The following is a 26486-nucleotide window of genomic DNA, read 5'->3' on the forward strand; positions in this document are numbered from 1 at the left end:
TTTGAGTCGTCTGATGCTGTGCGGGTGGCACTGGGCCACCCCGAAATTCGATGCAGGGAAAAGGTCTGACCTGCTGGGTCAGATTACTGGGCGCTGTAGCTGCGTGCCAATTGGCCCAAGGCGGCTGTGATGCGGTATTCAGCCGCTTTGACGTCGTGCTGCGCCAGGGCTTCGGCTTGCTGGTAGCTGGCGTATTCGCTCTGGATGTTGAGCAGGTCCAGCAAGCTGCGGCGTGCGAGACGGAATTGCTCTTTGTAGCCGGACACGAGTTGGGAGCCACTGGTGCGCTGCTGGGCTGCCAAGCTCAAGCGGGCTTGTGCTGAGGCCAGATCGGCATAGGCCAGTCGCACGCGCTCTTTGACCACGAGTTCGGTTTCAGCCAAGGTGTCTTGTGCTGCGGTGGCTTGCGCAACGGCCGAGCGCACACCCGCATCGACTTGACCACCTTGGTAAAGAGGCAAGCTGAAGGTGGCTGTGGCAACGGTTTTGGCACCGGCAATGGCACCCAGGTGCTGACGGCCCAGGCTCAGGTCAAGCGTGGGGTTGTGCAACGCCTTGGCAGATTGAACACGGGCTTGAGCTTCTTCGAATTGGGCTTGGGCTTGGGCCAGTGCGGGGCTGGTCATGGCAGACAGGGCTTGCTGTGAGTCAGCAGGGACGGCTTTGGGCAACTGGGGGTAGCGGCCAAAGGCAGCGCTCTGACGGGCATCGGGGGTGAAACGGGCCAATTTTTCTTGCGCTTGCTTGAGTTCGGCTTGGCGCTGAGTCAGGTTGGTTTGGGCAGCGTCCGAGCGCACTTGGGCTTGAGCCAGGTCCAGCGAGCGGCCGGCATCGACTGCCACGATTTTTTGAATGTCACCCAAAATGGCGTTGTGCTCGGCCACATTTTGCTGCGCCAGCTGCACCATTTGCTGGCCGCGCACGACCGCCAGCCAAGCCTCGGCGGCTTGCAATGCGATGTCGTCACGGGTCACTTGCAATTTGGCGTCAGCCACTTTGGCCGCGCTTTCGGTGCGCTGAATGTCGGCGCGAACGCGCCCATTGAGGGGAACGCTCCAGGTCAGCCAAGGTGTGGCCATGGCTTTTTGATCCGCGTCGCTGTCCTTGATTTTGTTGGCCGATGCGTTGAGAGACAGGGTAGGCATCAATGCGCCGTTGGCGCGATCGATGTCGGCTTTGGCCCCCATGACGCCGGCGTTCACAGCTTTGATGCCTGGGTAGTCAAGCAAGGCTTGGCGAATCACGCCTTCCAGGGATTGCGACTGCGCTTGGGCTGTGGCAAACAGCATCGGGACCGCGACAGCAGTCATAGCGGCGCAGCGATGGATACCGTGGGCGGCAATTTGACGGGTCAAGAGCGAAGAGATGGTGTGCAACATGGTGGTTCCTTGGGTTGTTTTCACCGTGAGCCAGCCCCTATAGGGAGGGCAAACGATGGTTGTTTGAAGACTTTTTCTAGATGTGTCAAAAGTATCAAAAACCACGTTTTCCGACTATTCACCATTGGGCTAATATTTTGATATTTTTATCGGTTAATTGATGCTTTCAACAAAAAAACCAAATCAAATCAGCTCTTGAGCTAATAGCCAGGATTGACGTACGCTCTTAGGATGACTTTTTTGATCCGCGCTAAGCAGCCAGCACCCGCCATGAAACACGTTTATGTGATCGACGACAACGAAGTTGTGGCTTCTGCCTTGGGCGACACATTGAAGCGGCTGGGTTTTTCGACCGAGGTTTACAACGATCCACTGGTGTTCTTGCAGGAATCCATGCCGGTATCACCCGCTGTGATCCTGATGGACATGCGCATGCCGTCCATGTCGGGCGTGGAATTGCAAAAACGGCTGCAGGACATTGGCCGCAAAACGCCGATCGTTTTCATCAGTGGCGAATGGGAATCCAGCGAAATCGTCTTGAGCATGAAGCAAGGCGCGGTCGATTTCCTGTTCAAGCCCTTCAATTTGGAAGACTTGTTGACTGCAATAGCGCATGCGTTGGAAAAAGACCAACAAAATTCGCAGGCACTGTCGCTACAGTTGACGCTGCGCGAACGTTACAACAGCCTGACCCCTCGCGAAAAAGAAGTCTGCGCTTTGCTGGTGGAAGGTTTGTTGAGCAAACAAATTGCCGTCAACCTGGGCATCAGCAATGCGACGATCAAGGTGCACAAGTCACGCATTCTGGAGAAGATGCAGGCCAGCTCTTTGCAGCAGCTGGCACTGGGCATTCAGCAGCTGGGTTTGAACTGAGGTGGGCAGGTGATCAGGCTGCCGGGTTGGCCTGTTTGCTGAGCGGAATCCACAACTGAACCAAGGCACCACCGCTGGGCTGGTTGGCCAAGACCAATTCACCACGCCAAGTGCTCAAGATGTAGTGACACAAAATGAGACCGACGCCCATGCCGGTCTCCTTGGTGGACTGGAAATGCAACCAGTCACTGGACAACAAATGTTTTGGGAATCCAGGTCCGTTGTCAGTCACCGTCAACACGACATGGTCTTGGTCGCGCCGAATTTCCTGCGTGAAGGCCATGCCGATGTGAGGTTTTTGACCGGGCGTGGCGTTGCTTGACAAGGCGTCCATGGCGTTGGCCACCAGGTTGAAGACGATGCGCTCAAACATCACTTTATTCGCAATCACTGGCAATGGGCCACTGGCTGGGGGAGTTCCCAGCAAGACGTGACGCCGACTGGCTTCGTTTTGCAAAATCGGAAGTATGTCTTGCAGGCAGGAATCGAGGGCAACGGTCTCGAAATCGGGCTTTTGGGCCATCATCAAATTGCGCAAACTGTGGTTCATTTGCCCGATTTTTTGCACCAAGCTCACGCTGTACTCAATGGAGGTCTGAAGCGATGGGTCTGCGGTTTTGGTGCGCCATTGCGCCTCTTGCAAAGTCAAATTCAATGCGGCAAGCGGTTGGCTGAGTTCATGCACGATGGCCGAGTTGAACATGGCCAAAGAGCTGACGGTGGAAAAGCGCGAGTTGATCATCAGCATGTGGTCGCGCTCGCGAACGAGCTGAGTCAGCTCTTCATTCATGGACTCCGATTTATCCTTGGCTTGCTGGATCGAAAAATTGATCCAGTGCAGTCGTTCGTTGGCATGGGTGATCAAAAAAACTGAAATGAACATCAGACACACGCCCAAGACAAAACGAAGCATTATTTGAAGAAAGGGCTCTTCGTACAAATTGATGTTGCTCGGCGTGTCACTGAAAATCAAGATCAGGCGCATCACGCTGACGATCACCCCCAGCAAGGCACTGGCGATCAAGGCCAAAATGTAAAAAGATTTGCGTTGTTGATAGAGGCTGTGTGCTTCGATGCATGTCCAGATACAGGCGGCGACCAGCCATGCGACGACCAGCAAAACGCGTTGCTGAAAATTGCCGTGCAAACGCAAATATTCAAAGAATGCAGCAGAAAAGCCCCACAAAATAGCGATAAAAAACAAGGCTTTACGGGAATCTTTGCCCAGCCAATGGCGCATTAAAAACGCAGGCCCCAGCGTGAACGCCACCAAAATGAAATTGGCTGGCGTTAACAGGCCTCGATGCACGTGGGGTGCCAACAAAAACAAAAAATAAGACAACCCACCTGCTAGCGGTATGCCTGACAGCCAGTAGCCTTCGGCACCAGAATTATTGCGGTAATAGGGGATGGTGCTGATAGTCAACATGCCAAACATCGTGCCAAACAGTGCGAAATAGATTTCGTTGTAGTAAGTCATGCCACGGACCCCGAAAAAAAACCTCCAACAGATACCTGTTGGAGGTTTTATAAAAATAAATGGTCGGCGTGGCGGGATTCGAACTCGCGACCCCTTGCACCCCATGCAAGTGCGCTACCAGGCTGCGCTACACGCCGACAAGCTTTGAATTATAACCGCATAAATTCACCCTCAAAGGGTGAGCAAGGACCGAATTTCAATCAGCTCATTTTTCAGCGAAAGGCCTTTTGCGCCATCGTCGGCCCACTCGACATCGGCCAGGGCCAACCGCTCAGAAGGCTCACCAGACCATTCGTCTGTGTTCGATTCATCTGTGTTTGACGAGGTCTCGTCCAAATCAGCGCCTTCAGCTGCACCGCGTCGCAGTTGACGCTCGGTCTGCACCAACTCTTGCAAACGGTTGCGTGCACCACTGATGGTGAAGCCTTGGTCATAAAGCAAGTCACGAATGCGCCGAATCATCAACACCTCATGGTGCTGGTAATAACGGCGATTGCCCCGGCGCTTGACTGGCCGAAGCTGGGTAAATTCCTGCTCCCAATAGCGCAAAACATGCGGCTTGACACCACACAATTCGCCCACTTCACCGATGGTGAAATAGCGTTTGGCAGGGATGGATGGAAGCGGACTGTCCATGAACGACAACAAGTTACGTGGAAAACCTTGTAGCTTACTGCAACTTGCGAGAAAACGTCCAGACGAATTCGTTCACGAAAAGAATCATCGACATGCGAATGAAAAAACAAAAAAGCACTTGAGATCTCTCTCAAGTGCTTTTTGATTGGGTGTTTTTGGTGGGCAGTACAAGTTTCGAACTTGTGACCCCTGCAGTGTGAATGCAGTGCTCTACCCCTGAGCTAACCGCCCTACGCTTCTCAGCGAAGACTTGAATTATGGCACAAAAATACCGCTGAATTGGACCGAACGCGCAAAAAATGGATCCTTGTCAGCGCCCTCAAGCGGCTTGTATCTGACGCCAAACAGTTTTGCCACCACTCGACTTGTCCAGCTGCGTCAGCACATCGTCATGCGCCGCCAACTCTTGCGCATTGGCGGGCAATACAGACAGCACGTAGGTGCTCAAATCCACTTGCACCACCACAGCCTGGGTGTCGGTGGACGCATCACCCGCGTCAATCAACAAGGCCTCTTGGCCACGCGTCATGTTGATGTAGACGTCGGCCAGCAACTCGGCGTCCAGCAAGGCACCGTGCAGCGTGCGGCCTGAATTGTCCACTTCCAGTCGGTCGCACAAGGCATCCAGGCTGTTGCGCTTGCCCGGGAACATTTCCTTGGCCATGGCCAGGGTGTCGATCACGTTGCTGACGTAGGCCTTGAGCGGCTTTTTGCCCACACGCTCCAGCTCTTTGTTCAAAAAGCCAATGTCAAACGCCGCGTTGTGGATGATGAGTTCGGCATCACCGAGGTAGTCCAGAATTTCTTCAGACAACTCGGCAAACTTGGGTTTGTCACGCAAAAATTCGTTGCTGATGCCGTGCACCTTGAGCGCGTCTTCGTGGCTGTCACGCTCAGGGTTGAAATAAAAATGCAGGTTGTTGCCCGTGAGCTTGCGGGCATACAGCTCCACACAACCGAGCTCGATGATGCGGTCGCCGCCTTCGGCCGAGAGGCCCGTGGTTTCGGTGTCCAGAACGATTTGACGCATGTCTGGCCTCAGTGGTTTTCTTTGGCGTGGTTGATGGTGTAGCGCGGGATCTCGATCACCAAATCTTGTTTGGCCACAAAGGCCTGGCAGCTCAGGCGCGAGTTGGGCTCCAGGCCCCAGGCGCGGTCGAGCAGGTCTTCTTCGGTTTCTTCCATCTCACCCAGGCTTTTGAAGCCTTCGCGCACCACCACATGGCAGGTGGTGCAGGCCGCGCTCATGTCGCAGGCGTGTTCGATGTTGATTTTGTTGTCGAGCAGCGCTTCGCAGATGCTGGTGCCCGCAGGCGCGGTGATTTCTGCGCCGTTGGGGCAGTACTCGGGGTGGGGCAGGATTTTGATGACGGGCATAGGTGTCTTTGAATTCGGTGCAGGTCGGACTTTACAAGGACTGGATGTTTTGGCCAGACAAGGCCTTCTGGATGCTGTGGTTCATGCGCTCGGCCGCAAAGGCTTCGGTGCCTTTGGCCAGCGCCTGGGTGCAGTCTTCCAGCGCCTTGGCGTCTTGCTCGGTCTGGATGGCTGCTTGCAAAGTGGCCATCTGGGCGTCAATGGCGGCGCGCTCGTCGGCTTGCAGCAGATCGCCGTCCGCCGCCAAGGCGCTTCGCGTGGCCAGCAGCATGCGGTCGGCATCGACCCGCGCTTCGACCAGCGCACGGGCTTTCATGTCGGCTTGCGCGGTTGTGAAGCTTTCTTGCAGCATGGTGGCGATCTGCTCGTCGCTCAGGCCATACGAGGGCTTGACGTCGATGCGCGCTTCGACACCGCTGATTTGCTCTTTGGCACCCACACTCAACAAGCCATCGGCGTCCACCGTGAAGGTGACGCGGATGCGGGCAGCGCCCGCGGCCATGGGCGGGATGCCGCGCAGTTCAAAGCGGGCCAGGCTGCGGCAGTCTTGCACCAGATCGCGCTCGCCCTGCACCACATGCAGTGCCAAGGCGGTCTGGCCATCTTGGTAGGTGGTGAAGTCTTGCGCCATGGCGGTGGGGATGGTCTGGTTGCGCGGGATGATGCGCTCGACCAGGCCGCCCATGGTCTCGATGCCCAGCGACAAGGGGATCACGTCGAGCAGCAGCAATTCGCCAGCGGCGTTGTTGCCCGCCAGCTGGTTGGCCTGAATGGCCGCACCTAAAGCGACGACTTCGTCGGGGTTGAGGTTGTTGAGCGGGGCTTGGCCAAAAAACTCGGCCACGGCGTGCTGGATTTGCGGCATGCGGGTGGAGCCGCCCACCATGACCACGCCTTGCACGTCATCTTTGGCCAGCTGGGCATCGCGCAGGGCTTTGCGGACGGCGGTGATGCAACGGGCTGTCAGGGCTTGGGTGGCTTGCTCGAAATCAGCACGGCTGACGGGCACCGACAAGTCGCCGGTGGACAGCGCAACATTCAGGCTGGCCGTATCGGTGGTCGTCAAAGCCTCTTTGGCCGCACGGGCTGCCGCCTTGAGCAGGGTTTTGTCTTCTGCCGTGACCACCTGCAATGCGGGCTGACGCGCCATGGCAGCATCGGCCAGAGCTTGGTCGTAATCGTCACCGCCCAAGGCCGAGTCGCCGCCAGTGGACAGCACTTCGAACACGCCTTGCGTGAGGCGCAGGATGGAGATGTCAAAGGTGCCGCCGCCCAGGTCGAACACGGCGTAAACGCCTTCGCTGGCGTTGTCCAGGCCATAAGCAATGGCAGCGGCGGTGGGCTCGTTGATCAGGCGCAGCACATTCAGGCCAGCCAGCTGGGCCGCGTCTTTGGTGGCTTGGCGCTGAGCGTCGTCAAAGTAAGCGGGCACGGTGATGACCGCGCCATACAAGTCGTCATTGAAGGTGTCTTCGGCGCGGTAACGCAAAGTGGCCAAAATCTCGGCGCTCACCTCCACCGGCGACTTGGGGCCTTGCACGGTCTGGATGCTGAGCATGCCACCCTTGGCTGTGCCTTCGCTGGCGATGAACTCGTAAGGCAGCTTGCTGCGGTCGGCAATGTCTTGCAGGCCACGGCCCATGAAACGCTTGACCGAGGCGATGGTGTTGACCGGGTCGGTGGCGGCAGACTGCACGGCGTCAAAACCGATCTGACGGCCCTGGCCGGGCATGAAGCGCACCACAGACGGCAGGATCACCCGGCCGTCGTCGTCCGGCAGGCACTCGGCCACGCCATTGCGCACAGAAGCCACCAGCGAATGGGTGGTGCCCAAGTCAATGCCTACGGCAATGCGGCGCTGGTGGGGGTCGGGCGACTGGCCCGGTTCAGAAATCTGCAGTAACGCCATGGTCAATCAAGGGTGGTGTTCAAGTCGCCCACCTGCATGAGGCGTTGCGACCCGAGGGTCAAGTCAATCGGTCGAGTTTAGCGTTCACTTCTTGCGTGAAGCGCTCAATGAACATGAGCGCCCTCACCTGCCCCACGGCCTGCGCCGGGTCTTTGGCCTCGTCCAACAGGCGGGCCAACTCTTGCTGCACTCGGCGCTGCTCGGCAGCCACCTCATCGGCCAGGGCTTCTAGCCCTTGCGTGCTGTCAGTGTCTTCGAGGTTTTCGCGCCACTCCATCTGCTGCATGAGGAATGCAGCGGGCATGGCCGTGTTGTTCTCGGCCTGCACAGGCGCGCCTTGCAACTCGCACAAATAGGCGGCGCGTTTGAGCGGGTCTTTCAGGCGCTGATACGCCTCGTTGATGCGCACCGACCACTGCATGGCCACGCGCTGTGCGGCTGCGCCTTCGGCGGCAAAACGGTCGGGGTGGGCTTCGCGCTGCAGGGCTTTCCAGCGGGCGTCAAGCTGTGCGCGGTCTTGCGCAAACTGCACCGGTACATCAAACAGCTCGAAGTCGTTGGCTTGGAGAGAAATCACGCGCAAAAACCCACACTCGACTCAAACGCGGAACGACTCGCCGCAACCGCAGCGGTCACGTTCGTTGGGGTTGTTGAAGCGGAAACCCTCGTTCAGGCCTTCGCGCACGAAGTCCAGCTCGGTGCCGTCGATGTAGGCCAGGCTTTTGGGGTCCACCAGCACCTTGACGCCGTGGCCTTCAAAGACCACGTCTTCGGGCGCGATTTCGTCCACGTATTCGAGCTTGTAGGCCAAGCCCGAGCAGCCCGTGGTCTTGACGCCCAGACGCACACCCACGCCAGAGCCACGCTTGGCGAGGTACCGGGTCACATGCCGGGCGGCGGCGGCAGACAGTGTGATGGCCATGTCAGTTCAGGTGTTTCTTTTTGTAGTCGTCCACGGCGGCCTTGATGGCGTCTTCGGCCAAGATGGAGCAGTGGATTTTGACGGGCGGCAGCGCCAGCTCTTCGGCGATCTGGCTGTTCTTCAGAGCCGCTGCTTCATCGAGCGTCTTACCCTTGACCCACTCGGTGACGAGCGAGCTGGAAGCGATGGCCGAGCCGCAGCCGTAGGTCTTGAAGCGTGCGTCTTCGATCACGCCGGTGGTCGGGTTGACCTTGATCTGCAACTTCATCACGTCGCCGCAAGCGGGCGCGCCGACCATGCCGGTGCCCACGTCTTCGTCGCCCTTGTCAAAGGAGCCGACGTTGCGGGGGTTTTCGTAGTGGTCAACCACTTTTTCAGAATAAGCCATGGTGTTTTCTCCGTATTCAGGTCAAGGTGAACTCAGTGGGCGGCCCACTGGATCGTGCTGAGATCGATACCGTCTTGGTGCATTTCCCAAAGTGGGCTGAGCTCGCGCAGCTTGGCCACGTTCTCGCGGATGGTTTTGATCGCGTAGTCGATGTCTTCTTCAGTGGTCCAGCGGCCAATCGTCATGCGCAAGCTGCTGTGGGCCAACTCGTCGCTGCGGCCCAGGGCACGCAGCACATAGCTGGGCTCCAGGCTGGCCGAGGTGCAGGCCGAGCCGGACGAGACCGCCAAGCCCTTGATGCCCATGATCAACGACTCGCCTTCGACGAAGTTGAAGCTCATGTTGATGTTGTGGGGCACGCGCTGGGTGGCGTGTCCGTTCAAAAACACCTGCTCCATGTCACTCAGGCCATTGATCAGGCGGTCGTGCAGGGCACGCGCCTTGGCGTTGTCCTGGGCCATCTCCAGTTTGGCGATGCGGAACGCTTCGCCCATGCCCACGCACTGGTGGGTAGGCAAGGTGCCCGAGCGCATACCGCGCTCATGTCCGCCGCCGTGCATTTGCGCTTCCAAGCGAATGCGGGGTTTGCGGCGCACATACAAAGCGCCAATGCCTTTGGGTCCATAGGTTTTGTGCGAGGCCAAGCTCATCAGGTCGATGGGCAACTGGGTCATGTCGATCTCAACCTTGCCAGTGGCTTGGGCCGCATCGACGTGGAAGATGATGCCTTTTTCGCGGCACAGGTTGCCAATGGCGGTCACGTCCTGGATCACGCCGATTTCGTTGTTCACGAACATCACGCTGATCAAGATGGTGTCGGGGCGAATCGCGGCCTTGAGCGCGTCCATGTTGAGCAAACCATCGTCTTGCACATCGAGGTAAGTCACTTCAAAGCCCTGGCGCTCCAGCTCACGCATGGTGTCCAGCACGGCCTTGTGCTCTGTTTTGACGGTGATCAGGTGCTTGCCGCGCGACTTGTAAAAGTGCGCTGCGCCCTTGATGGCCAGGTTGTTGGATTCGGTCGCGCCGCTGGTCCAGACGATTTCGCGGGAGTCGGCTCCGATCAGGTCGGCCACCTGCTCGCGGGCTTTTTCGACAGCGGCTTCGGCTTCCCAGCCCCAGGCGTGGGTGCGCGACGCAGGGTTGCCAAAGTGCTCACGCAACCAAGGAATGATGGCGTCCACCACGCGGGGGTCGCAGGGGTTGGTGGCACCGTAGTCGAGGTAAATGGGGAAGTGTGGCGTGGTCATGGTCAGTACTTCTTTTTAATCAGGATTTCGCAAACACCGTGCCCAGCTCGAACACCGAGTTGGGGCCGGTCACGCGGATGGGCTTGACCACCGGCATGGGCGAAATGGCGCGCTTGATGTTGGGCTTGGATTCCACCACCAGGCCTTTGGCCAGCTGGTCGTCCACCAGCTTTTGCAGGGAAACGGAGTCAAGGAATTCAACCATTTTGGAATTGAGCGAAGCCCACAGGTCGTGCGTCATGCAGCGGCTGTCGCCGCCATGGCAGTTCTCCTTGCCTCCGCAGTGGGTGGCATCAATGGGCTCGTCGACCGACAAAATGATGTCGGCCACGGTGATGTCGGTGGATTTGCGGCCCAGTGTGTAACCGCCGCCGGGGCCACGGGTCGATTCGACCAGGTTGTGGCGGCGCAGCTTGCCAAACAGCTGCTCCAGATAGGACAGTGAAATCTGTTGGCGCTGGCTGATGGCGGCCAGGGTCACGGGGCCTGCGTCTTGACGCAAAGCCAAATCGATCATGGCGGTGACGGCAAAACGGCCTTTGGTGGTGAGACGCATGGCAGGCTCCTGAAGTGGGTGAACGCTCAGTCTTTGCCCTGCATGAGCAGGTTCCCGACTAAACGAGTCAAGTATAAACCAATCCCGATCAAATCGCTCAGGTTATAGGGGTATTCCACTCAGGTCATCCCCCACTTGATGAAATTTGTCACCCCCCACTTGATGAAATTTGTCACCCCCCACTTGATGAAATTTGTCATCCCGCACTTGATGCGGGATCCATCTGCAAATCACCGCCATGGACCCCGGATCAAGTCCGGGGTGACACAAGAAAAAAAACTGGTCCGGGGTGACACATGAAAAAAACTGGTCTGGGGTGAGACAAGAAAAAACTGGTCCGGGGTGACACAAAAAAATACAGGACGGAACGACGTGCAATTTCGCTCAAGCCCGGATCAAAGGCACGATGTTGTCGCCTCCCGTGGCACCAAACGCCTGCTCTTTCAAGATGGTCAGCTGGTCCCGTACCTGCGCGGCTTTTTCGAACTCCAGATTGCGGGCGTGTTCCATCATTTGTTTTTCGAGCTGCTTGATGGCGCGGGCGATGTCTTTCTCGCTCATGTCCTCGACCTTGGCTTTTTGCATGGCCGCTTGTTCCAGGCGCTCGGCCTCTTTGCCTGACTTTTCGCTGTACACGCCGTCGATCAGGTCCTTGACCTTTTTCACGATGCTCTTGGGCGTGATGCCCATGGCCTCGTTGTGCGCCAACTGCTTGATGCGGCGACGCTCGGTCTCGCCCATGGCTTTTTTCATCGACTCGGTGATGCGGTCAGCGTACAAAATCGCCCGGCCGTTCAGGTTTCGGGCTGCGCGACCAATGGTCTGGATCAGGCTGCGCTCGGCACGCAAGAAGCCTTCCTTGTCCGCATCCAAAATGGCGACCAGCGACACCTCGGGAATGTCCAGGCCCTCGCGCAACAGGTTGATGCCCACCAGCACATCAAAAGCACCGAGCCGCAAATCGCGCAAAATCTCGACCCGCTCCACCGTGTCCACGTCGCTGTGCAGGTAGCGCACTTTCACGCCGTTGTCGCTCAGGTAATCGGTCAGCTGCTCGGCCATGCGCTTGGTGAGCGTGGTGATCAGCACCCGCTCGTTCTTGTCCACCCGGATGCGGATTTCCTGCAGCACATCGTCCACCTGGTGGGTGGCTGGCCGCACTTCGACCTGCGGGTCGACCAGGCCCGTGGGGCGCACCACCTGTTCGACCACTTTGCCCGAATGCGTCTTTTCGTAGTCAGCGGGGGTGGCCGACACGAAGATGCACTGGCGCATGCGCTTTTCAAACTCTTCGAACTTGAGCGGTCGGTTGTCCAGCGCGCTGGGCAGGCGAAAGCCGTATTCCACCAGCGTGGTTTTGCGCGCCTTGTCGCCGTTGTACATGGCGTTGAGTTGGCCAATCATTTGGTGACTCTCGTCCAAAAACATGATGGCGTCGGGCGGCATGTAGTCGGTCAAAGTGCTGGGCGGGTCGCCCGGCGCTGCCCCCGACAAATGCCGGGTGTAGTTTTCAATGCCTTTGCAGTGGCCCACTTCGGACAGCATTTCCAGGTCAAACCGGGTGCGCTGCTCCAGGCGCTGGGCCTCCACCAGCTTGCCCATGCCCACCAGCTCTTTCAGGCGCTGGGCCAGCTCGACCTTGATGGTCTCCACCGCGGCCAGCACCTTGTCACGCGGCGTGACGTAATGGCTGGACGGATAGACCGTGAAGCGCGGGATCTTTTGGCGAATGCGACCCGTGAGCGGGTCAAAGAGCTGCAGGCTTTCGATTTCGTCGTCAAACAATTCGATGCGGATGGCCAGCTCGGAATGTTCTGCGGGGAAAACGTCGATGGTGTCGCCCCTGACCCGGAATTTGCCCCGTGAAAATTCCATGTCGTTGCGCTGGTACTGCATCCGGATCAGCTGCGCGATCACGTCGCGCTGGCCCAGCTTGTCGCCAGTGCGCAGCGTCATGATCATGCGGTGGTAGCTCTCGGGCTCGCCAATACCGTAAATGGCCGACACCGTGGCCACGATGACCACATCGCGCCGCTCCATGATGCTTTTGGTGCAAGACAAGCGCATCTGCTCGATGTGCTCATTGATGGCCGAGTCTTTCTCGATGAACAGGTCGCGCTGCGGCACATAGGCCTCGGGCTGGTAGTAGTCGTAGTAGCTGACGAAGTACTCCACCGCGTTTTTGGGGAAGAACTCGCGGAACTCGCTGTACAGCTGCGCGGCCAGCGTCTTGTTGGGCGCAAACACGATGGCTGGCCGCCCCAGCTGGGCGATCACATTGGCCATGGTGAAGGTCTTGCCCGACCCCGTCACACCCAGCAAGGTCTGGAACACCTCGCCGTCGTGCACCCCCTCGACCAACTGCTCAATGGCCACGGGCTGGTCTCCAGCAGGCGGATAGGGCTGAAACAGCTCAAACGGCGAGCCAGGGTAGCTCACGAATTGGCCTGCGGGGGGGGCGAAAGAAACTTCGGAGAGTTCGGTCATCGGGGAAGCCCGGCGGGCCGTTAAAATCAGAGACAACCCGAAAGCCTAACCGAGGAACGGGTTTCCTGCCACCACTGAACACAATCCAAGGACTTTCCATGTCTCTGTTTTCCGCCGTCGAAATGGCCCCCCGCGACCCGATCCTGGGTCTGAACGAGCAATACAACGCCGACACCAACCCCAACAAAGTGAACTTGGGCGTGGGCGTGTACTTCGACGACAACGGCAAACTGCCCCTGCTGCAATGTGTGCAAGCCGCCGAAAAAACCATGATGGCCACCCCCACTGCGCGTGGCTACCTGCCGATCGACGGCATCGTGGCCTATGACAACGCCGTCAAAGCACTGGTGTTTGGTGCTGAATCTGACGTGGTCAAGTCGGGCCGCGTCTCCACCGTGCAAGCCATCGGCGGCACGGGCGGCCTGAAGATCGGCGCCGACTTCCTGAAGAAAGTCAGCCCCAACGCCAAAGTCCTGATTTCTGACCCCAGCTGGGAAAACCACCGCGCCATTTTTGTTAACGCTGGTTTTGAAGTGAGCTCCTACGCTTATTACGACGCCGAAAAGCGCGGCGTCAACTTCGACGGCATGTTGGCCAGCCTGAACGCTGCTGCCGCAGGCACCATCGTCGTGCTGCACGCTTGCTGCCACAACCCTACGGGTTATGACATCACCGACGCCCAGTGGGACCAGGTCATTGCCGTCGTCAAGGCCAAGAGCCTCACGGCGTTCTTGGACATGGCTTACCAGGGCTTTGGCCACGGCATCGCCGAAGACGGCGCGGTGATCGGCAAGTTTGTGGCTGCAGGCCTGAACATCTTCGTGTCCACTTCTTTCTCCAAGAGCTTCAGCCTGTACGGCGAGCGCGTGGGCGCCCTGTCGGTGGTGGCTTCTGACAAAGAAGAAGCGTCCCGCGTGCTGTCGCAATTGAAGATCGCCATCCGCACCAACTACTCCAACCCGCCCATCCACGGCGGCGCGGTGGTGGCGGCTGTGCTGAACAACCCCGAGCTGCGCGCCCAGTGGGAGCAAGAACTGGCTGAAATGCGCGTGCGTATCAAGGCCATGCGCCAAAAGCTGGTGGACAGTCTCAAGGCTGCAGGCGTGAAGCAAGACATGAGCTTCATCACCACCCAGATCGGCATGTTCAGCTACTCGGGCCTCACCAAAGACCAGATGGTGCGTCTGCGCAGCGAGTTCGGCGTGTATGGCACCGACACCGGCCGCATGTGCGTGGCCGCGCTGAACAGCAAGAACATTGACTACGTTTGCGCATCGATCGCCAAAGTCATCTGAATTGACTGACGTCAAGCTTGCAACCGCCCCTGACGGGGCGGTTTCTTTTTGGGCGGTCCGGAAGGTGACTGCCGATTAGGGTTGTGCCTCCAAAAATAAACGCTTTCGTCCTGTAGTATTGCTGCACCGCACCATATTGTTGCACCCTAGGGAAACTGTCACATGCTTTACCAGATCTTCGAAACACAACGCTCGATCATGGAACCCTTTTCCGATCTGGCGCAGGCTGCGGCCAAGCTGTACAGCAACCCACTCAATCCGATGTCTCAGACGCCTCTGGCCCAACGGGCATCTGCAGGCTATGCCTTGATGCACCGTCTGGGCAAGGACTACGAAAAGCCAGAATTCGGCATCAAGACCATCAAGGTCAACAAGACCGATGTCGCCATCCATGAGCGCATCGAGATCGACAAACCCTTTTGCGAACTGCGCCGCTTCAAGCGTTTTTCAGACGACCCTGCGACCCTCACCCAGCTCAAGAGCCAACCCGTTGTGCTGATCGTGGCGCCCTTGTCAGGCCACTACGCCACCTTGCTGCGCGACACCGTGCGCACCATGCTGCAAGACCACAAGGTCTACATCACCGACTGGAAAAATGCCCGCTTGGTGCCCCTGTCTGAAGGTGAATTCCACCTGGACGACTACATCAACTACGTGCAGGAATTCATCCGTCACCTGCAATCCATCTATGGCAACTGCCACATCGTGAGCGTTTGCCAGCCCACCGTGCCGGTTTTGGCTGCCGTGTCGCTCATGGCCAGCCGTGGCGAGAAGACCCCGCTGACCATGACCATGATGGGCGGCCCGATCGATGCCCGCAAATCACCTACTTCGGTGAACAACCTGGCCACCAACAAGAGCTTTGAGTGGTTCGAGAACAACGTGATCTACCGCGTCCCGGCCAACTTCCCGGGTGCGGGTCGCCGTGTGTACCCTGGATTTTTGCAGTACACCGGCTTTGTGGCGATGAACCCCGACCGCCATGCCACCAGCCACTACGATTACTTCAAAGACTTGATCAAGGGTGACGACGCCAGCGCCGAAGCGCACCGCAAGTTTTATGACGAGTACAACGCCGTGCTCGACATGGATGCCGATTACTACCTGGAAACCATCGCCACCGTGTTCCAGGACTTCAAACTGGTCAACGGCACCTGGGACGTCAAAGGTGTGGATGGCAAAGTCGAACGCGTGCGGCCACAAGACATCAAGGGCACGGCCCTGATGACCGTTGAAGGCGAACTCGACGACATCTCCGGATCGGGCCAAACCCGCGCTGCGCAGGACATGTGCACCGGCGTGGCCGCCAATGACCGTCAGCACCTGGAAGTGCCAGGCGCAGGCCACTATGGCATTTTCAGCGGCAGCCGCTGGCGCTCTGTGGTCTACCCGCAAGTCGTCAAGTTCATCTTGAACCACACCAAATCGGCAAGCAAGCCGGCATCGGCGGCCCCCAAGGCAGCGTCTGCAGCCGTCAAGCCGGTCGCGGCCAAAACTGTCGCCAAACCTGCGGTGAAAACGCCCGCCAAAGTGACGCTCAAAGCCGTCGCCAAGCCCGCAAGCAACGTGGTCGCCAAAGCGACCAGCAAATCTACAGCGGCAGGCAAGACCAACACAGCGGTGAAAACCACTTGGGTTGACGCGAAGAAAAAAGCCTGAGGCCCATGCCCGCTTCGCACCCCACAGCGCCTGAGACCCAGGCGCTTTTTCTATGCCTGAACGATGCCCTGCCCCAAACGCAGTGCACACGTTGCGGCTTTCCGGATTGCGCCAGCTATGCACGCGCCATGGCCGAAGGGCAAGCGCTCATCAACCAATGTCCACCCGGTGGGCAAGCAGGCATTGAGCGCTTGGCCGCTCTGACAGGCCGGCCTGCGCTGCCCCTGAATCCTGAACACGGCACAGAAGGCCCCCGCCATGTGGCCATCATTGACGAGGCTTGGTGCATTGGTTGCACGCTGTGCATCAAGGCCTGCCCGACCGATGCCATTTTGGGGGCCAACAAGCTCATGCACACCGTGATCGAGCCCTGGTGCACGGGTTGCGAGCTTTGCATACCTGTGTGCCCGGTGGACTGCATTGCGCTGGAGAACGTGAGTGGCCAGCAAACCGGTTGGGCCGCTTGGTCGCCCTCACTGGCACAAACCGCCCGCCAGCGCTACGAAGCTCGCCAGACACGCCTTGTGCGCGAAGAACAGTTGCACCAAAAGCAATTACTGGCCAAAGCCGAACACAAATTGGCGGACCTTGAAATGCACACCAAGGGTAAAGAAAACGCGCCTGAAGCTGACCGCAAGCGCGCCATCATTGAAGCGGCACTGGCCAAAGCCAAAGCGCGGCAGCAAGGGGCTTGATGGGCTGCTCCGCTCAGTCAGCGCCGTCTTGCACCTCGTTACCCCCCGACATACCCCAGGCTGTCACCGCCGACTTGATCGGTGGTCCATGGCTTCGGCCACCATGGATACCCGCGTTCGCGGGTATGACAAATACTTGCCACACCCGACCCGAGCGGGAGGCCATGCCTTGAGCCCTCGACTGCCATGGATACCCGCGTTCGCGGGTATGACACCTCCTTGCGGGTATGACACCTCCTTGCGGGTATGACAACTCCTTGCGGGCATGACACATCATTGCGACACATCTTTGCAGGTCGGACCTTCAGCCCCGACACCGTTCAGTGCGCGTTGGCCGCCAAAGCCGCAAAGGCCTTGACCACTTCGGCAGGCGCCTGCACCAATTCGATCAGCACGCCCTCGCCGCCAATCGGGAACTCTTCGTTCGCCTTGGGGTGCAAAAACGTGATGTCAAAGCCAGCCGCACCCTTGCGGATGCCCCCTGGGGCAAAGCGCACGCCTTGCGAGGTGAGCCACTCCACGGCCACCGGCAAGTCGTCGATCCACAAACCAATGTGGTTGAGCGGCGTGGTGTGCACAGCGGGTTTTTTATCGGGGTCCAGCGGCTGCATCAGATCGACCTCGACCTTGAACGGGCCGGTGCCAATCGCACAGATGTCCTCGTCCACGTTCTCGCGTTCGCTTTTGAAGGTACCGGTCACCTCCAGACCGAACATGTCGACCCAGAGCTTTTGCAAGCGGCCCTTATCAGGCCCGCCGATGGCGATCTGCTGGACGCCCAGCACTTTGAAGGGGCGTGCCATTTATTCGAACTCCACGATCATCTGGTCCACCGTGAGCGATTCGCCCTTGGCGGCGACCACTTTCTTGACCACGCCGTCTTGCGCAGCAAAGAGCACGTTTTCCATCTTCATGGCTTCGATCACGGCCACGCGCTCACCGGCTTGCACTTTTTGGCCCACGGTGACGGCCACATCCACCAGCAAACCTGGCATAGGTGACAACACAAAGCGACTCAAGTCAGGCGGTGCCTTGTAGGGCATGAGCTTGTGCAGCTCGGCCATGCGGGGCGACATCACCAGCGCTTCGATGCGGGTGCCGTTGTGCTGCACTTGCAGGGCCAGCGGATTTTTCACGGTGCCGCGTTCGACTTGGGCCGTGAAGGGCTTGCCATTGCAAGTGCCTTCAATGCGGATGTCGTTCAAACGCGAGTTGCTTTCGATCGCATAGGTTTTGCCATCGACAGTGATTTGCGCCACGCCAGGTTTGCCCGTGAACTCGTCCACATGCACTTGCACGTAACGGTTTTTGCCGCCCTGCCCCAACTCCACCACGGCGTAGTCCTGGCCAATCTTGACGTCGTAGCCCGGCAACTGACCGCTGAGGTTGGCTGCGCGTTGGCGTGACTTGCGACGGACAAAGGCGGCCAGTGCGGCCAGAAAGTCGTGGTCGTCGTGCGGCACGTCTTCGGCGCGGAAACCTTGGCTGTACTGCTCGGCAATGAAGCCGGTGTTGAAGTCACCCGACACAAAGCGCGGGTGCGCCAACAAAGCGGCCTGGAATGGGATGTTGGAGCTGATGCCGCGAATCACAAAGCCGTTCAAGGCTTCGCGCATTTTGGCGATCGCGTCGTTGCGGTCTTTGCCATGCACGATGAGCTTGGCGATCATCGAGTCGTAGAACATCGGAATCTCGCCGCCGTCCTGCACGCCGGTGTCCACGCGCACGCCCAGCAGGTCGGCGGTGTTGGCTTGGAACATGGTTTGTTTAGGCGTTTGGAAACGCACCAAACGACCGGTGGATGGCAAGAAGTTGCGGAAGGGGTCTTCGGCGTTGATACGGCACTCGATGGCCCAGCCGTTGCGTTTCACATCGGCTTGGGTCAGCGTGAGTTTTTCACCCGCCGCGACGCGGATCATTTGCTCCACCAAGTCGAGGCCGGTGATCGCTTCGGTCACGGGGTGCTCCACCTGCAAGCGGTTGTTCATCTCCAGGAAGTAAAAGCTTTGGTCTTTGCCGACCACAAACTCCACCGTACCGGCCGACTGGTATTTCACCGCCTTGGCCAGTTGCACGGCTTGCTCGCCCATGGCTTTGCGCGTGGCTTCAGAGATGAAAGGCGATGGGGCCTCTTCGATCACTTTTTGGTGGCGGCGCTGGATCGAGCACTCGCGCTCGTTCAAATAAATCACGTTGCCGTGGCTGTCGCCCAGCACCTGGATTTCAATGTGGCGCGGTTCTTCGACAAACTTCTCGATGAACACGCGGTCATCGCCAAAGCTGTTGCGCGCCTCGTTGCGGCAAGACGTGAAGCCTTCCAGGGCTTCCTTGTCGTTGAAGGCCACACGCAAGCCCTTGCCACCGCCGCCAGCGGAGGCTTTGATCATGACGGGGTAGCCAATGCCCTTGGCAATCTCAACCGCTTTTTCGGCCGTTTCGATGGCGTCGTTCACACCAGGAATGCAGTTCACGCCCGCAGCGCCCGCCAGCTTTTTGGACTCGATCTTGTCGCCCATGGCGGCGATCGAGAAGTGACGTGGGCCGATGAAGGCGATGCCTTCGTCTTCGCAGCGCTTGGAGAACTCGGCGTTCTCGCTCAGGAAGCCATAACCGGGGTGAATGGCTTGTGCGCCTGTGGCTTTGGCAGCCGCGATGATTTTGTCGGCCACCAGGTACGACTCACGCGAAGCCGCAGGGCCAATCAACACGGCCTCATCGGCCAGCATCACATGACGGGCTTCTTTGTCGGCTTCGGAATAAACGGCCACGGTTTGGATGCCCATCTTTTGAGCGGTGGCGATGACGCGGCAGGCGATTTCGCCGCGGTTGGCAATCAGAATTTTCTTGAACATATGGAATCCTTTTATCTGTCATCCCGGGCTTGATCCGGGATCCATGGATGGCGGATCAAGTCCGCCATGACGGGGTACCGATCACAGTGGAATGTTCCCGTGCTTGCGCCATGGGTTTTCAATCTTCTTGTCTTTGAGCATGACCAGCGAGCGGCAAATGCGCTTGCGTGTCTCGTGCGGCTGGATCACGTCGTCGATGAAGCCGCGTGCGCCCGCCACAAACGGGTTGGCAAAACGGGCTTTGTATTCGGCTTCTTTGGCCGCCAGCTTTTCGGGGTCGCCCTTGTCTTCGCGGAAGATGATTTCCACCGCGCCTTTGGCACCCATCACCGCGATCTCGGCATTGGGCCAGGCAAAGTTCACGTCGCCGCGCAAGTGCTTGGAGGCCATCACGTCGTACGCGCCGCCGTAGGCTTTGCGGGTGATGACGGTGATTTTCGGCACCGTGCACTCGGCGTACGCGTAGAGCAGCTTGGCGCCGTGCTTGATGATGCCGCCAAACTCCTGGCTGGTGCCGGGCATGAAACCGGGCACATCCACAAAAGTGATGACGGGAATGTTGAACGCATCGCAGAAACGCACAAAACGTGCGGCCTTGATGGAGCTCTTGATGTCGAGGCATCCGGCCAGCACCAGCGGCTGGTTGGCCACGATGCCCACGGTCTGCCCTTCCATGCGGGCAAAGCCGATCAAGATGTTTTTGGCGTAGTCGGGTTGCAGCTCAAAAAAGTCGCCATCGTCCACGGTCTTGACGATGAGTTCCTTCATGTCATAGGCTTTGTTGGGGTTCTCGGGCACCAAGGTATCGAGGCTCATGTCCAAGCGGCCGGACGGGTCGCCGCTGGCACGCACAGGCGCTTTTTCGCGGTTGTTCAGCGGCAGATAGTTGTAGAGACGGCGCAGCATCAGCAACGCTTCCACATCGTTCTCAAACGCCATATCGGCCACACCGCTCTTGGTGGTGTGGGTCAACGCACCGCCCAGCTCTTCGGCCGTCACTTCTTCGTGGGTCACGGTCTTGACCACTTCGGGGCCAGTCACAAACATGTAAGACGTGTCTTTGACCATGAAAATGAAGTCGGTGAGCGCGGGCGAATAAACCGCACCACCTGCAGATGGGCCCATGATCATGCTGATCTGGGGCACAACACCGCTGGCCATGACGTTGCGCTGGAACACGTCGGCGTAACCGCCAAGCGAGGCGACGCCTTCTTGAATGCGGGCACCGCCCGAGTCGTTCAGGCCAATCACGGGCGCGCCGACCTTCATCGCCTGGTCCATGATTTTGCAAATCTTCTCGGCGTGCGTTTCAGACAGAGCGCCACCGTATACGGTGAAGTCCTGGCTGAACACAAACACCAAACGACCGTTGATCATGCCGTAGCCGGTGACCACGCCATCGCCAGGAATTTTGTTGTCTTCCATGCCGAAGTCGGTGCAACGGTGTTCGACGAACATGTCCCACTCTTCGAAGGTGCCTTCGTCGAGCAAGACTTCGATGCGCTCGCGGGCCGTGAGCTTGCCTTTGGCGTGCTGCGCGTCAATGCGCTTTTGCCCACCGCCCAAGCGGGCCGCAGCGCGCTTTTTTTCCAGTTGTTCAATGATGTCTTGCATGGTGGCTCTCTTTTCTCCAGGAAGATTTCAAATTAACCCTGCACTTGGTAAGCGCCGAGCAGTTGACGGGCAGCCGTCGACGCGGCCAATTGGCCCGTAGCGACTTGTTGGCTGAGTTGGGGCAGCAGCGTTTGCACACACGACTGAGCCCGGAAGGCTTGTTTGAGGCCTGCATCGATGCGTTCCCACATCCACGACAAGGCCTGGTGCTGGCGGCGCGAGGCCAAGCGGCCATTGCGGGTTTGCAAGCCCTTGAACTCGCTGACGGCCGTCCAGAAGGTGTCCACGCCCTGGCCCAGCAACGCGCTCAGCTGCACCACCTTGGGGTGCCACAGCGTGTCGTCAGCATGCGCGTGGCCCGAGCCGCCGTGCATGCCCAAGAGCTGCAAGGCGCTGGTGATCTGCAGCTGCGCACGGGTGGCAGCGATGGCGTCGATGTCGGCCTTGTTGATGACGACCAGATCGGCGATCTCCATCACGCCTTTTTTGATGGCCTGCAAATCGTCGCCGGCATTGGGCAACTGCATCAGCACAAACATGTCGGTCATGTTGGCCACAGCGGTCTCGGACTGCCCCACGCCCACGGTCTCGACGATCACCACGTCGTAGCCTGCGGCTTCGCACACCAGCATGGATTCGCGGGTTTTCTCGGCCACGCCACCCAAAGTGCCACTGCTGGGGCTGGGGCGAATGTAAGCGCGTTCGTGCACGCTGAGCAACTCCATGCGCGTCTTGTCGCCCAAGATGGAGCCACCCGACACGGTGCTCGACGGGTCCACCGCCAGCACCGCAACGCGGTGGCCTTGACCGATCAAGTACAAACCCAGCGCTTCAATGAAGGTGGACTTGCCCACACCCGGCACACCGCTGATGCCCAGACGGAACGCGTTGCCCGTGTGTGGCAGCATGGCCGTGAGCAGCTCGTCGGCCAGCGCGCGGTGGTCCGCACGCGTGGATTCCAGCAGCGTGATGGCTTTGGCCATGGCGCGGCGCTGCACGGCTGCGTTGCCGCGCAACAGACCTTCAAGCAACTGTGCAGGACTCACCCCACCGCCTTTTTGATGTGTTCCAGCACATCTTTGGCGCTGACAGGGATCGGGGTGCCAGGGCCGTAGATGCCCTTGACGCCCGCTTCGTACAGCATGTCGTAGTCTTGACGCGGGATCACGCCGCCCACGAACACGATGATGTCGTCGGCGCCTTGCTTTTTCAGCTCGGCAATGATGGCGGGCACCAGGGTTTTGTGCCCTGCAGCCAAAGTGGACACACCCACGGCATGCACGTCGTTTTCAATCGCCTGGCGGGCGCATTCTTCAGGCGTTTGAAACAGCGGCCCCATGTCCACGTCAAAGCCCAAGTCGGCAAAGGCGGTGGCGACCACTTTGGCGCCCCGGTCGTGTCCGTCTTGACCCAGCTTGGAAATCATCACGCGAGGACGGCGGCCTTGCGCGTCGGCAAAGGCGGCGATGTCGGCTTTGAGCTGGTTCCAGTATTCCATGGTGTCTCCCACGTTTTCACCGTCGTCGTAGGCTGCAGCGTAAACGCCCGTCACCTTTTGTGTATCGGCTCGGTGACGGCCAAACACTTTTTCGAGCGCATCGGACACCTCGCCCACGGTAGCGCGCAGGCGCACCGCCTGAATCGACAAGTCCAGCAAGTTGCCCTGGCCGGATTCGGCCGAAGCGGTCAAAGCGTCCAATGCGGCCTGCACCTTGGCGCTGTCGCGTGTGGCGCGAATGTGCTTGAGGCGCTCAATCTGACCATCGCGCACTTTGACGTTGTCAATCGACAAGCTGTCCACCGGGTCTTCTTTGGCGAGCTTGTATTTATTGACGCCGACGATCACGTCTTTGCCGGAGTCGATGCGGGCTTGCTTTTCGGCAGCAGCGGCTTCGATCTTGAGCTTGGCCCAGCCGCTGTCCACGGCTTTGGTCATGCCGCCCATGGCTTCGACTTCTTCGATGATCGCCCAGGCTTTGTCGGCCATCTCTTGCGTCAGGCTCTCCATCATGTAAGAACCGGCCCAAGGGTCGATCACGTTGGTGATGTGGGTTTCTTCCTGAATGATCAGCTGGGTGTTGCGGGCAATGCGTGAGCTGAATTCGGTGGGCAGCGCAATGGCTTCGTCCAGCGAGTTGGTGTGCAGCGACTGGGTGCCGCCAAACACGGCCGCCATCGCTTCGATGGTGGTGCGCACCACGTTGTTGTAGGGGTCTTGCTCGGTGAGCGACCAGCCAGACGTCTGGCTGTGCGTGCGCAGCATGAGGCTCTTGGGGTTCTTGGCGTCAAAGCCTTTCATGATGCGGCACCACAGCAAACGGGCGGCGCGCATCTTGGCAATTTCCAGGTAGAAGTTCATGCCCACCGCCCAGAAGAAGGACAGGCGGCCTGCAAAATCATCCACGTCCATGCCCTTGGCAATGGCGGTCTTCACATACTCTTTGCCGTCGGCCAGGGTAAAGGCCATCTCGAGCGCCTGGTTGGCACCGGCTTCTTGCATGTGGTAACCCGAGATCGAGATCGAGTTGAACTTCGGCATGTTCTTGGCCGTGTACTCGATGATGTCGCCGATGATCTTCATCGACGGCTCGGGCGGGTAGATGTAGGTGTTGCGCACCATGAACTCTTTCAGAATGTCGTTCTGAATCGTTCCGCTCAGTTTGTCTTGCGAGACGCCCTGCTCTTCGGCGGCCACCACATAGCCCGCCAGCACCGGCAGCACAGCGCCGTTCATGGTCATCGAGACCGAGACTTTGTCGAGCGGGATCTCGTTGAACAGGATCTTCATGTCCTCGACCGAGTCAATTGCGACCCCGGCCTTGCCCACATCGCCCTCGACACGGGGGTGGTCAGAGTCGTAACCGCGGTGGGTGGCCAGATCGAACGCGACCGACACGCCCTGCCCGCCTGCGGCCAGGGCCTTGCGGTAGAAGGCGTTGGACTCTTCGGCGGTGGAGAAACCGGCGTACTGGCGAATCGTCCAGGGGCGCACCGCATACATGGTGGCCTGTGGGCCGCGCAGGAAAGGCTCAAAGCCCGGCAGTGTGTTGGCGTAAGGCAAGTTGGCCGTGTCTTCGGCGGTGTAAAGGGGCTTGACGACGATGCCGTCTGGCGTCTTCCAGTTCAGGGCGTTCACATCGCCACCAGGGGCGGATTTGACCGCTGCTTTTTGCCAGGCTTCGAGGTTGGAAGCGTTGAATTCAAAGGATTTGGACGTCATGGCGCTGTGCTTTCGGGACAAAAGTGACTTGTTCGGATTTTGGCAGCTGCAGGCTGCCGACCGGCTTACAAGCACTGTGATTCATAATTATTGATGCAGAATATTTTAACCGGCTTACAATTCAGCATCTGAAACGCCCAAACAACCGCTGAGTCAGCGCCGCCCCATCACGCCATGTCTGCCTTGTCCCTCGCACCACGCGCTCTGTACGAAGAAGTTGCCGAACTCTTGCGGCAGCGGATTTTTGCGCGCGAACTCGAGCCCGGCAGCTGGATTGACGAGTTGCGCATTGCCGAGGCCCTGGGCATCAGCCGCACGCCTTTGCGTGAAGCCCTGAAGGTGCTGGCCGCCGAAGGCTTGGTGACCATGAAGGTGCGCCGGGGCGCTTATGTGACCGAGGTGAGCGAGAAAGACCTGCGCGATGTTTACCACCTGCTGGCTTTGCTCGAATCAGATGCCGCCCGCGTGGTAGCACAAAGCGCCAGCGCCGAACAAATGACCCAAATCAGCGGCCTGCACCAGGATCTGGAAAACGCCATCGCTGACCGGGACCGCTTTTTCGAGATCAACGAAGCCTTTCACATGCTGCTGCTGCAATTGGCCGACAACCGTTGGCGCGACCAGATGGTGGCCGATCTGCGCAAGGTGATGAAGCTCAACCGGCACAGCTCGCTGTTCAAAGAGGGGCGCATTGAACAATCCTTGGCCGAGCACCGGGCCATCGTTCAGGCGCTCACAGCGCGTCAACCCGAAATGGCCGCCGAGCGCATGTCGGCGCACTTCATGAACGGCTTGCAGGCGGCGCAGTAAATCAGTCCGTGATGACCGCACCTCGGGCCAGTGCCGCACGGGCCAAAGTCCAGACCTCACGCGGCGGCAAAGGCTTGAGCTTGTGGTCGCTCCAGACCTGACGCCACAAACGTCCACCGCGTTGGCCGTGGTACAGGCCCAGCATGTGACGGGCAATGGCGTACCAAGGGCAGCCGTCTTCGGCAAAGGCCCGCTCCATGTAGGCCACCATGGCCTCTTCCACCACTTCGCGGCTGGGCACTTCGTGGGCATCACCATAGAACAGTGCGTCCCAGCTGCCCAACAGCCAAGGGTTGTAATAGGCCTCACGCCCGACCATCACGCCGTCGGCGTGCTGCAGATGGCTGGCGATTTCTTCGTTGGTCTTGATGCCGCCGTTCACGGCGATGACCAAGCCCGGAAAGTCCTTTTTGAGCTGGTAGGCCAGCTCATAGCGCAACGGCGGGATTTCGCGGTTTTCTTTGGGGCTCAGGCCGTCGAGCCAGGCATTGCGGGCGTGCACGATGAAGACTTTGCAACCGGCATCGCTCACCGTGCCCACAAAGTCGCGCACAAAGTCGTAGCTTTCAATGCGGTCAATGCCAATGCGGTGCTTCACGGTCACGGGCACATCCACCACATCGAGCATGGCTTTGACACCATCGGCCACGGTGCGCGGCTCGTTCATCAAGCAGGCACCAAAGGCACCGCGCTGCACGCGGTCTGAGGGACAACCGCAATTGAGATTGATCTCGTCATAACCCCACTCTTGCCCCAGCTTGGCCGCGTGGGCCAGATCGGTCGCATCGCTGCCGCCCAGTTGCAGGGCCACGGGGTGCTCTTCGGCGTTGAAGCGCAGGTGGCGCTGCACACTGCCGTGGCGCAATGCGCCGGTGGTCACCATCTCGGTGTAAAGCAAGGTGTGCCGTGTCAGCAGGCGGTGGAAAAAACGGCAATGGCGGTCAGTCCAGTCCATCATGGGGGCCACGGACAGGCGCCAGCGTTGAATATCGGGAAATTGCATGGGCCTGATTATCCTTGCCCTGATGCGACCATCCGCGCTTGGACCTTTGACAAAAAGGTAGCATGCTGCATCGGAGCATCC

General features: G+C 59.0%; 23 protein-coding genes and 2 tRNA genes. 5 read left to right on the forward strand and 20 right to left on the reverse strand.

Translation table 11 applies throughout. The features are described 5' to 3' along the window. Window positions 1–83: 83 nt before the first annotated feature. Window positions 84–1379 (reverse strand): TolC family protein, encoded by a 1296-nt coding sequence (locus B9Z37_RS01975; protein ID WP_146179685.1) that lies wholly within the window; start codon window positions 1377–1379, stop codon window positions 84–86. Window positions 1380–1649: 270 nt separating this feature from the next. On the opposite strand from B9Z37_RS01975, the gene B9Z37_RS01980 reads away from it, so the two are divergent. Continuing rightward, window positions 1650–2252: a response regulator transcription factor gene (locus B9Z37_RS01980; protein WP_108311855.1), complete on the forward strand. Its 603-nt coding sequence runs from the start codon at window positions 1650–1652 to the stop codon at window positions 2250–2252. A gap of 13 nt (window positions 2253–2265) precedes the next feature. Here the strand turns inward: B9Z37_RS01980 and B9Z37_RS01985 are convergent, their stop codons facing one another. From B9Z37_RS01985 to uvrB, 13 genes are all read right to left on the reverse strand, one after another. Continuing rightward, window positions 2266–3732: a sensor histidine kinase gene (locus tag B9Z37_RS01985; RefSeq protein ID WP_167394297.1), complete on the reverse strand. Its 1467-nt coding sequence runs from the start codon at window positions 3730–3732 to the stop codon at window positions 2266–2268. A gap of 60 nt (window positions 3733–3792) precedes the next feature. After that, window positions 3793–3869: transfer RNA gene (locus tag B9Z37_RS01990), tRNA-Pro, on the reverse strand. A gap of 34 nt (window positions 3870–3903) precedes the next feature. After that, the gene (locus B9Z37_RS01995) at window positions 3904–4368 is read right to left on the reverse strand and encodes a MerR family transcriptional regulator (RefSeq protein ID WP_108311367.1); all 465 of its coding nucleotides are present in this window, start codon (window positions 4366–4368) and stop codon (window positions 3904–3906) included. Between the two features lie 156 nt (window positions 4369–4524). Next, window positions 4525–4599 (reverse strand) — tRNA-Val (locus B9Z37_RS02000). 88 nt (window positions 4600–4687) lie between these two features. Then, entirely contained in the window at window positions 4688–5398 is a 711-nt protein-coding gene (gene dnaQ, locus B9Z37_RS02005; protein WP_108311368.1) for a DNA polymerase III subunit epsilon, read from the reverse strand. Window positions 5399–5406: 8 nt separating this feature from the next. Further along, the gene (gene fdx / locus B9Z37_RS02010; protein WP_108311369.1) at window positions 5407–5745 is read right to left on the reverse strand and encodes an ISC system 2Fe-2S type ferredoxin; all 339 of its coding nucleotides are present in this window, start codon (window positions 5743–5745) and stop codon (window positions 5407–5409) included. A 31-nt stretch (window positions 5746–5776) separates the two neighbouring features. After that, window positions 5777–7654 carry a Fe-S protein assembly chaperone HscA gene (hscA, locus tag B9Z37_RS02015; protein WP_108311370.1) on the reverse strand — a complete coding sequence of 626 codons (1878 nt, stop codon included), beginning with the start codon at window positions 7652–7654 and terminating at the stop codon, window positions 5777–5779. 58 nt (window positions 7655–7712) lie between these two features. After that, entirely contained in the window at window positions 7713–8228 is a 516-nt protein-coding gene (gene hscB / locus B9Z37_RS02020; protein WP_205872542.1) for a Fe-S protein assembly co-chaperone HscB, read from the reverse strand. 24 nt (window positions 8229–8252) lie between these two features. After that, the gene (iscA, locus tag B9Z37_RS02025; RefSeq protein WP_108311371.1) at window positions 8253–8576 is read right to left on the reverse strand and encodes an iron-sulfur cluster assembly protein IscA; all 324 of its coding nucleotides are present in this window, start codon (window positions 8574–8576) and stop codon (window positions 8253–8255) included. A gap of 1 nt (window position 8577) precedes the next feature. Continuing rightward, window positions 8578–8964, reverse strand: coding sequence for a Fe-S cluster assembly scaffold IscU (gene iscU / locus B9Z37_RS02030; RefSeq protein WP_053175507.1), 387 nt, complete (start codon window positions 8962–8964; stop codon window positions 8578–8580). Between the two features lie 32 nt (window positions 8965–8996). Beyond that, window positions 8997–10214: an IscS subfamily cysteine desulfurase gene (locus tag B9Z37_RS02035; RefSeq protein ID WP_108311372.1), complete on the reverse strand. Its 1218-nt coding sequence runs from the start codon at window positions 10212–10214 to the stop codon at window positions 8997–8999. Window positions 10215–10233: 19 nt separating this feature from the next. Beyond that, the gene (gene iscR, locus B9Z37_RS02040; RefSeq protein WP_108311373.1) at window positions 10234–10770 is read right to left on the reverse strand and encodes a Fe-S cluster assembly transcriptional regulator IscR; all 537 of its coding nucleotides are present in this window, start codon (window positions 10768–10770) and stop codon (window positions 10234–10236) included. A 384-nt stretch (window positions 10771–11154) separates the two neighbouring features. After that, window positions 11155–13257, reverse strand: a complete 2103-nt coding sequence (gene uvrB / locus B9Z37_RS02045; protein WP_108311374.1) for an excinuclease ABC subunit UvrB — start codon at window positions 13255–13257, stop codon at window positions 11155–11157. A gap of 98 nt (window positions 13258–13355) precedes the next feature. Between uvrB and B9Z37_RS02050 the strand changes: the two genes are divergently transcribed. From B9Z37_RS02050 to rsxB, 3 genes are all read left to right on the forward strand, one after another. Next, a complete protein-coding gene (locus B9Z37_RS02050) occupies window positions 13356–14552 on the forward strand; it encodes an amino acid aminotransferase (RefSeq protein WP_108311375.1) in 1197 nt (398 codons plus the stop codon). Between the two features lie 162 nt (window positions 14553–14714). Further along, complete coding sequence (locus B9Z37_RS02055; protein ID WP_108311376.1) at window positions 14715–16211, forward strand: polyhydroxyalkanoate depolymerase; 1497 nt, start codon at window positions 14715–14717, stop codon at window positions 16209–16211. Between the two features lie 5 nt (window positions 16212–16216). After that, complete coding sequence (gene rsxB, locus B9Z37_RS02060) at window positions 16217–16906, forward strand: electron transport complex subunit RsxB (protein ID WP_108311377.1); 690 nt, start codon at window positions 16217–16219, stop codon at window positions 16904–16906. Between the two features lie 320 nt (window positions 16907–17226). On the opposite strand, the gene B9Z37_RS02065 is transcribed toward rsxB, so the two are convergent. From B9Z37_RS02065 to scpA, 5 genes are all read right to left on the reverse strand, one after another. Then, the gene (locus B9Z37_RS02065; RefSeq protein ID WP_108311378.1) at window positions 17227–17709 is read right to left on the reverse strand and encodes a VOC family protein; all 483 of its coding nucleotides are present in this window, start codon (window positions 17707–17709) and stop codon (window positions 17227–17229) included. Beyond that, on the reverse strand, window positions 17710–19758 hold the full coding sequence (locus B9Z37_RS02070; RefSeq protein WP_108311379.1) for an acetyl-CoA carboxylase biotin carboxylase subunit: 2049 nt from the start codon (window positions 19756–19758) through the stop codon (window positions 17710–17712). It lies immediately after the preceding gene. An 81-nt stretch (window positions 19759–19839) separates the two neighbouring features. Further along, window positions 19840–21372, reverse strand: a complete 1533-nt coding sequence (locus B9Z37_RS02075; protein WP_108286564.1) for an acyl-CoA carboxylase subunit beta — start codon at window positions 21370–21372, stop codon at window positions 19840–19842. Between the two features lie 32 nt (window positions 21373–21404). Then, window positions 21405–22418 carry a methylmalonyl Co-A mutase-associated GTPase MeaB gene (gene meaB, locus B9Z37_RS02080; protein ID WP_108311380.1) on the reverse strand — a complete coding sequence of 338 codons (1014 nt, stop codon included), beginning with the start codon at window positions 22416–22418 and terminating at the stop codon, window positions 21405–21407. Continuing rightward, the gene (gene scpA / locus B9Z37_RS02085; RefSeq protein WP_205872526.1) at window positions 22415–24592 is read right to left on the reverse strand and encodes a methylmalonyl-CoA mutase; all 2178 of its coding nucleotides are present in this window, start codon (window positions 24590–24592) and stop codon (window positions 22415–22417) included. Before scpA ends, meaB begins: the two co-directional genes overlap by 4 nt. Window positions 24593–24766: 174 nt before the next feature. Here scpA and B9Z37_RS02090 point away from each other — a divergent pair, with 174 nt between their 5' ends. After that, on the forward strand, window positions 24767–25402 hold the full coding sequence (locus B9Z37_RS02090) for a GntR family transcriptional regulator (RefSeq protein WP_108311382.1): 636 nt from the start codon (window positions 24767–24769) through the stop codon (window positions 25400–25402). 1 nt (window position 25403) lies between these two features. Here the strand turns inward: B9Z37_RS02090 and dusA are convergent, their stop codons facing one another. Then, the gene (gene dusA, locus B9Z37_RS02095) at window positions 25404–26405 is read right to left on the reverse strand and encodes a tRNA dihydrouridine(20/20a) synthase DusA (protein WP_108311383.1); all 1002 of its coding nucleotides are present in this window, start codon (window positions 26403–26405) and stop codon (window positions 25404–25406) included. Window positions 26406–26486: the final 81 nt, after the last annotated feature.

This window comes from Limnohabitans parvus II-B4 (assembly GCF_003063455.1).
Taxonomy (GTDB): Bacteria; Pseudomonadota; Gammaproteobacteria; order Burkholderiales; family Burkholderiaceae_C; genus Limnohabitans_A; species Limnohabitans_A parvus.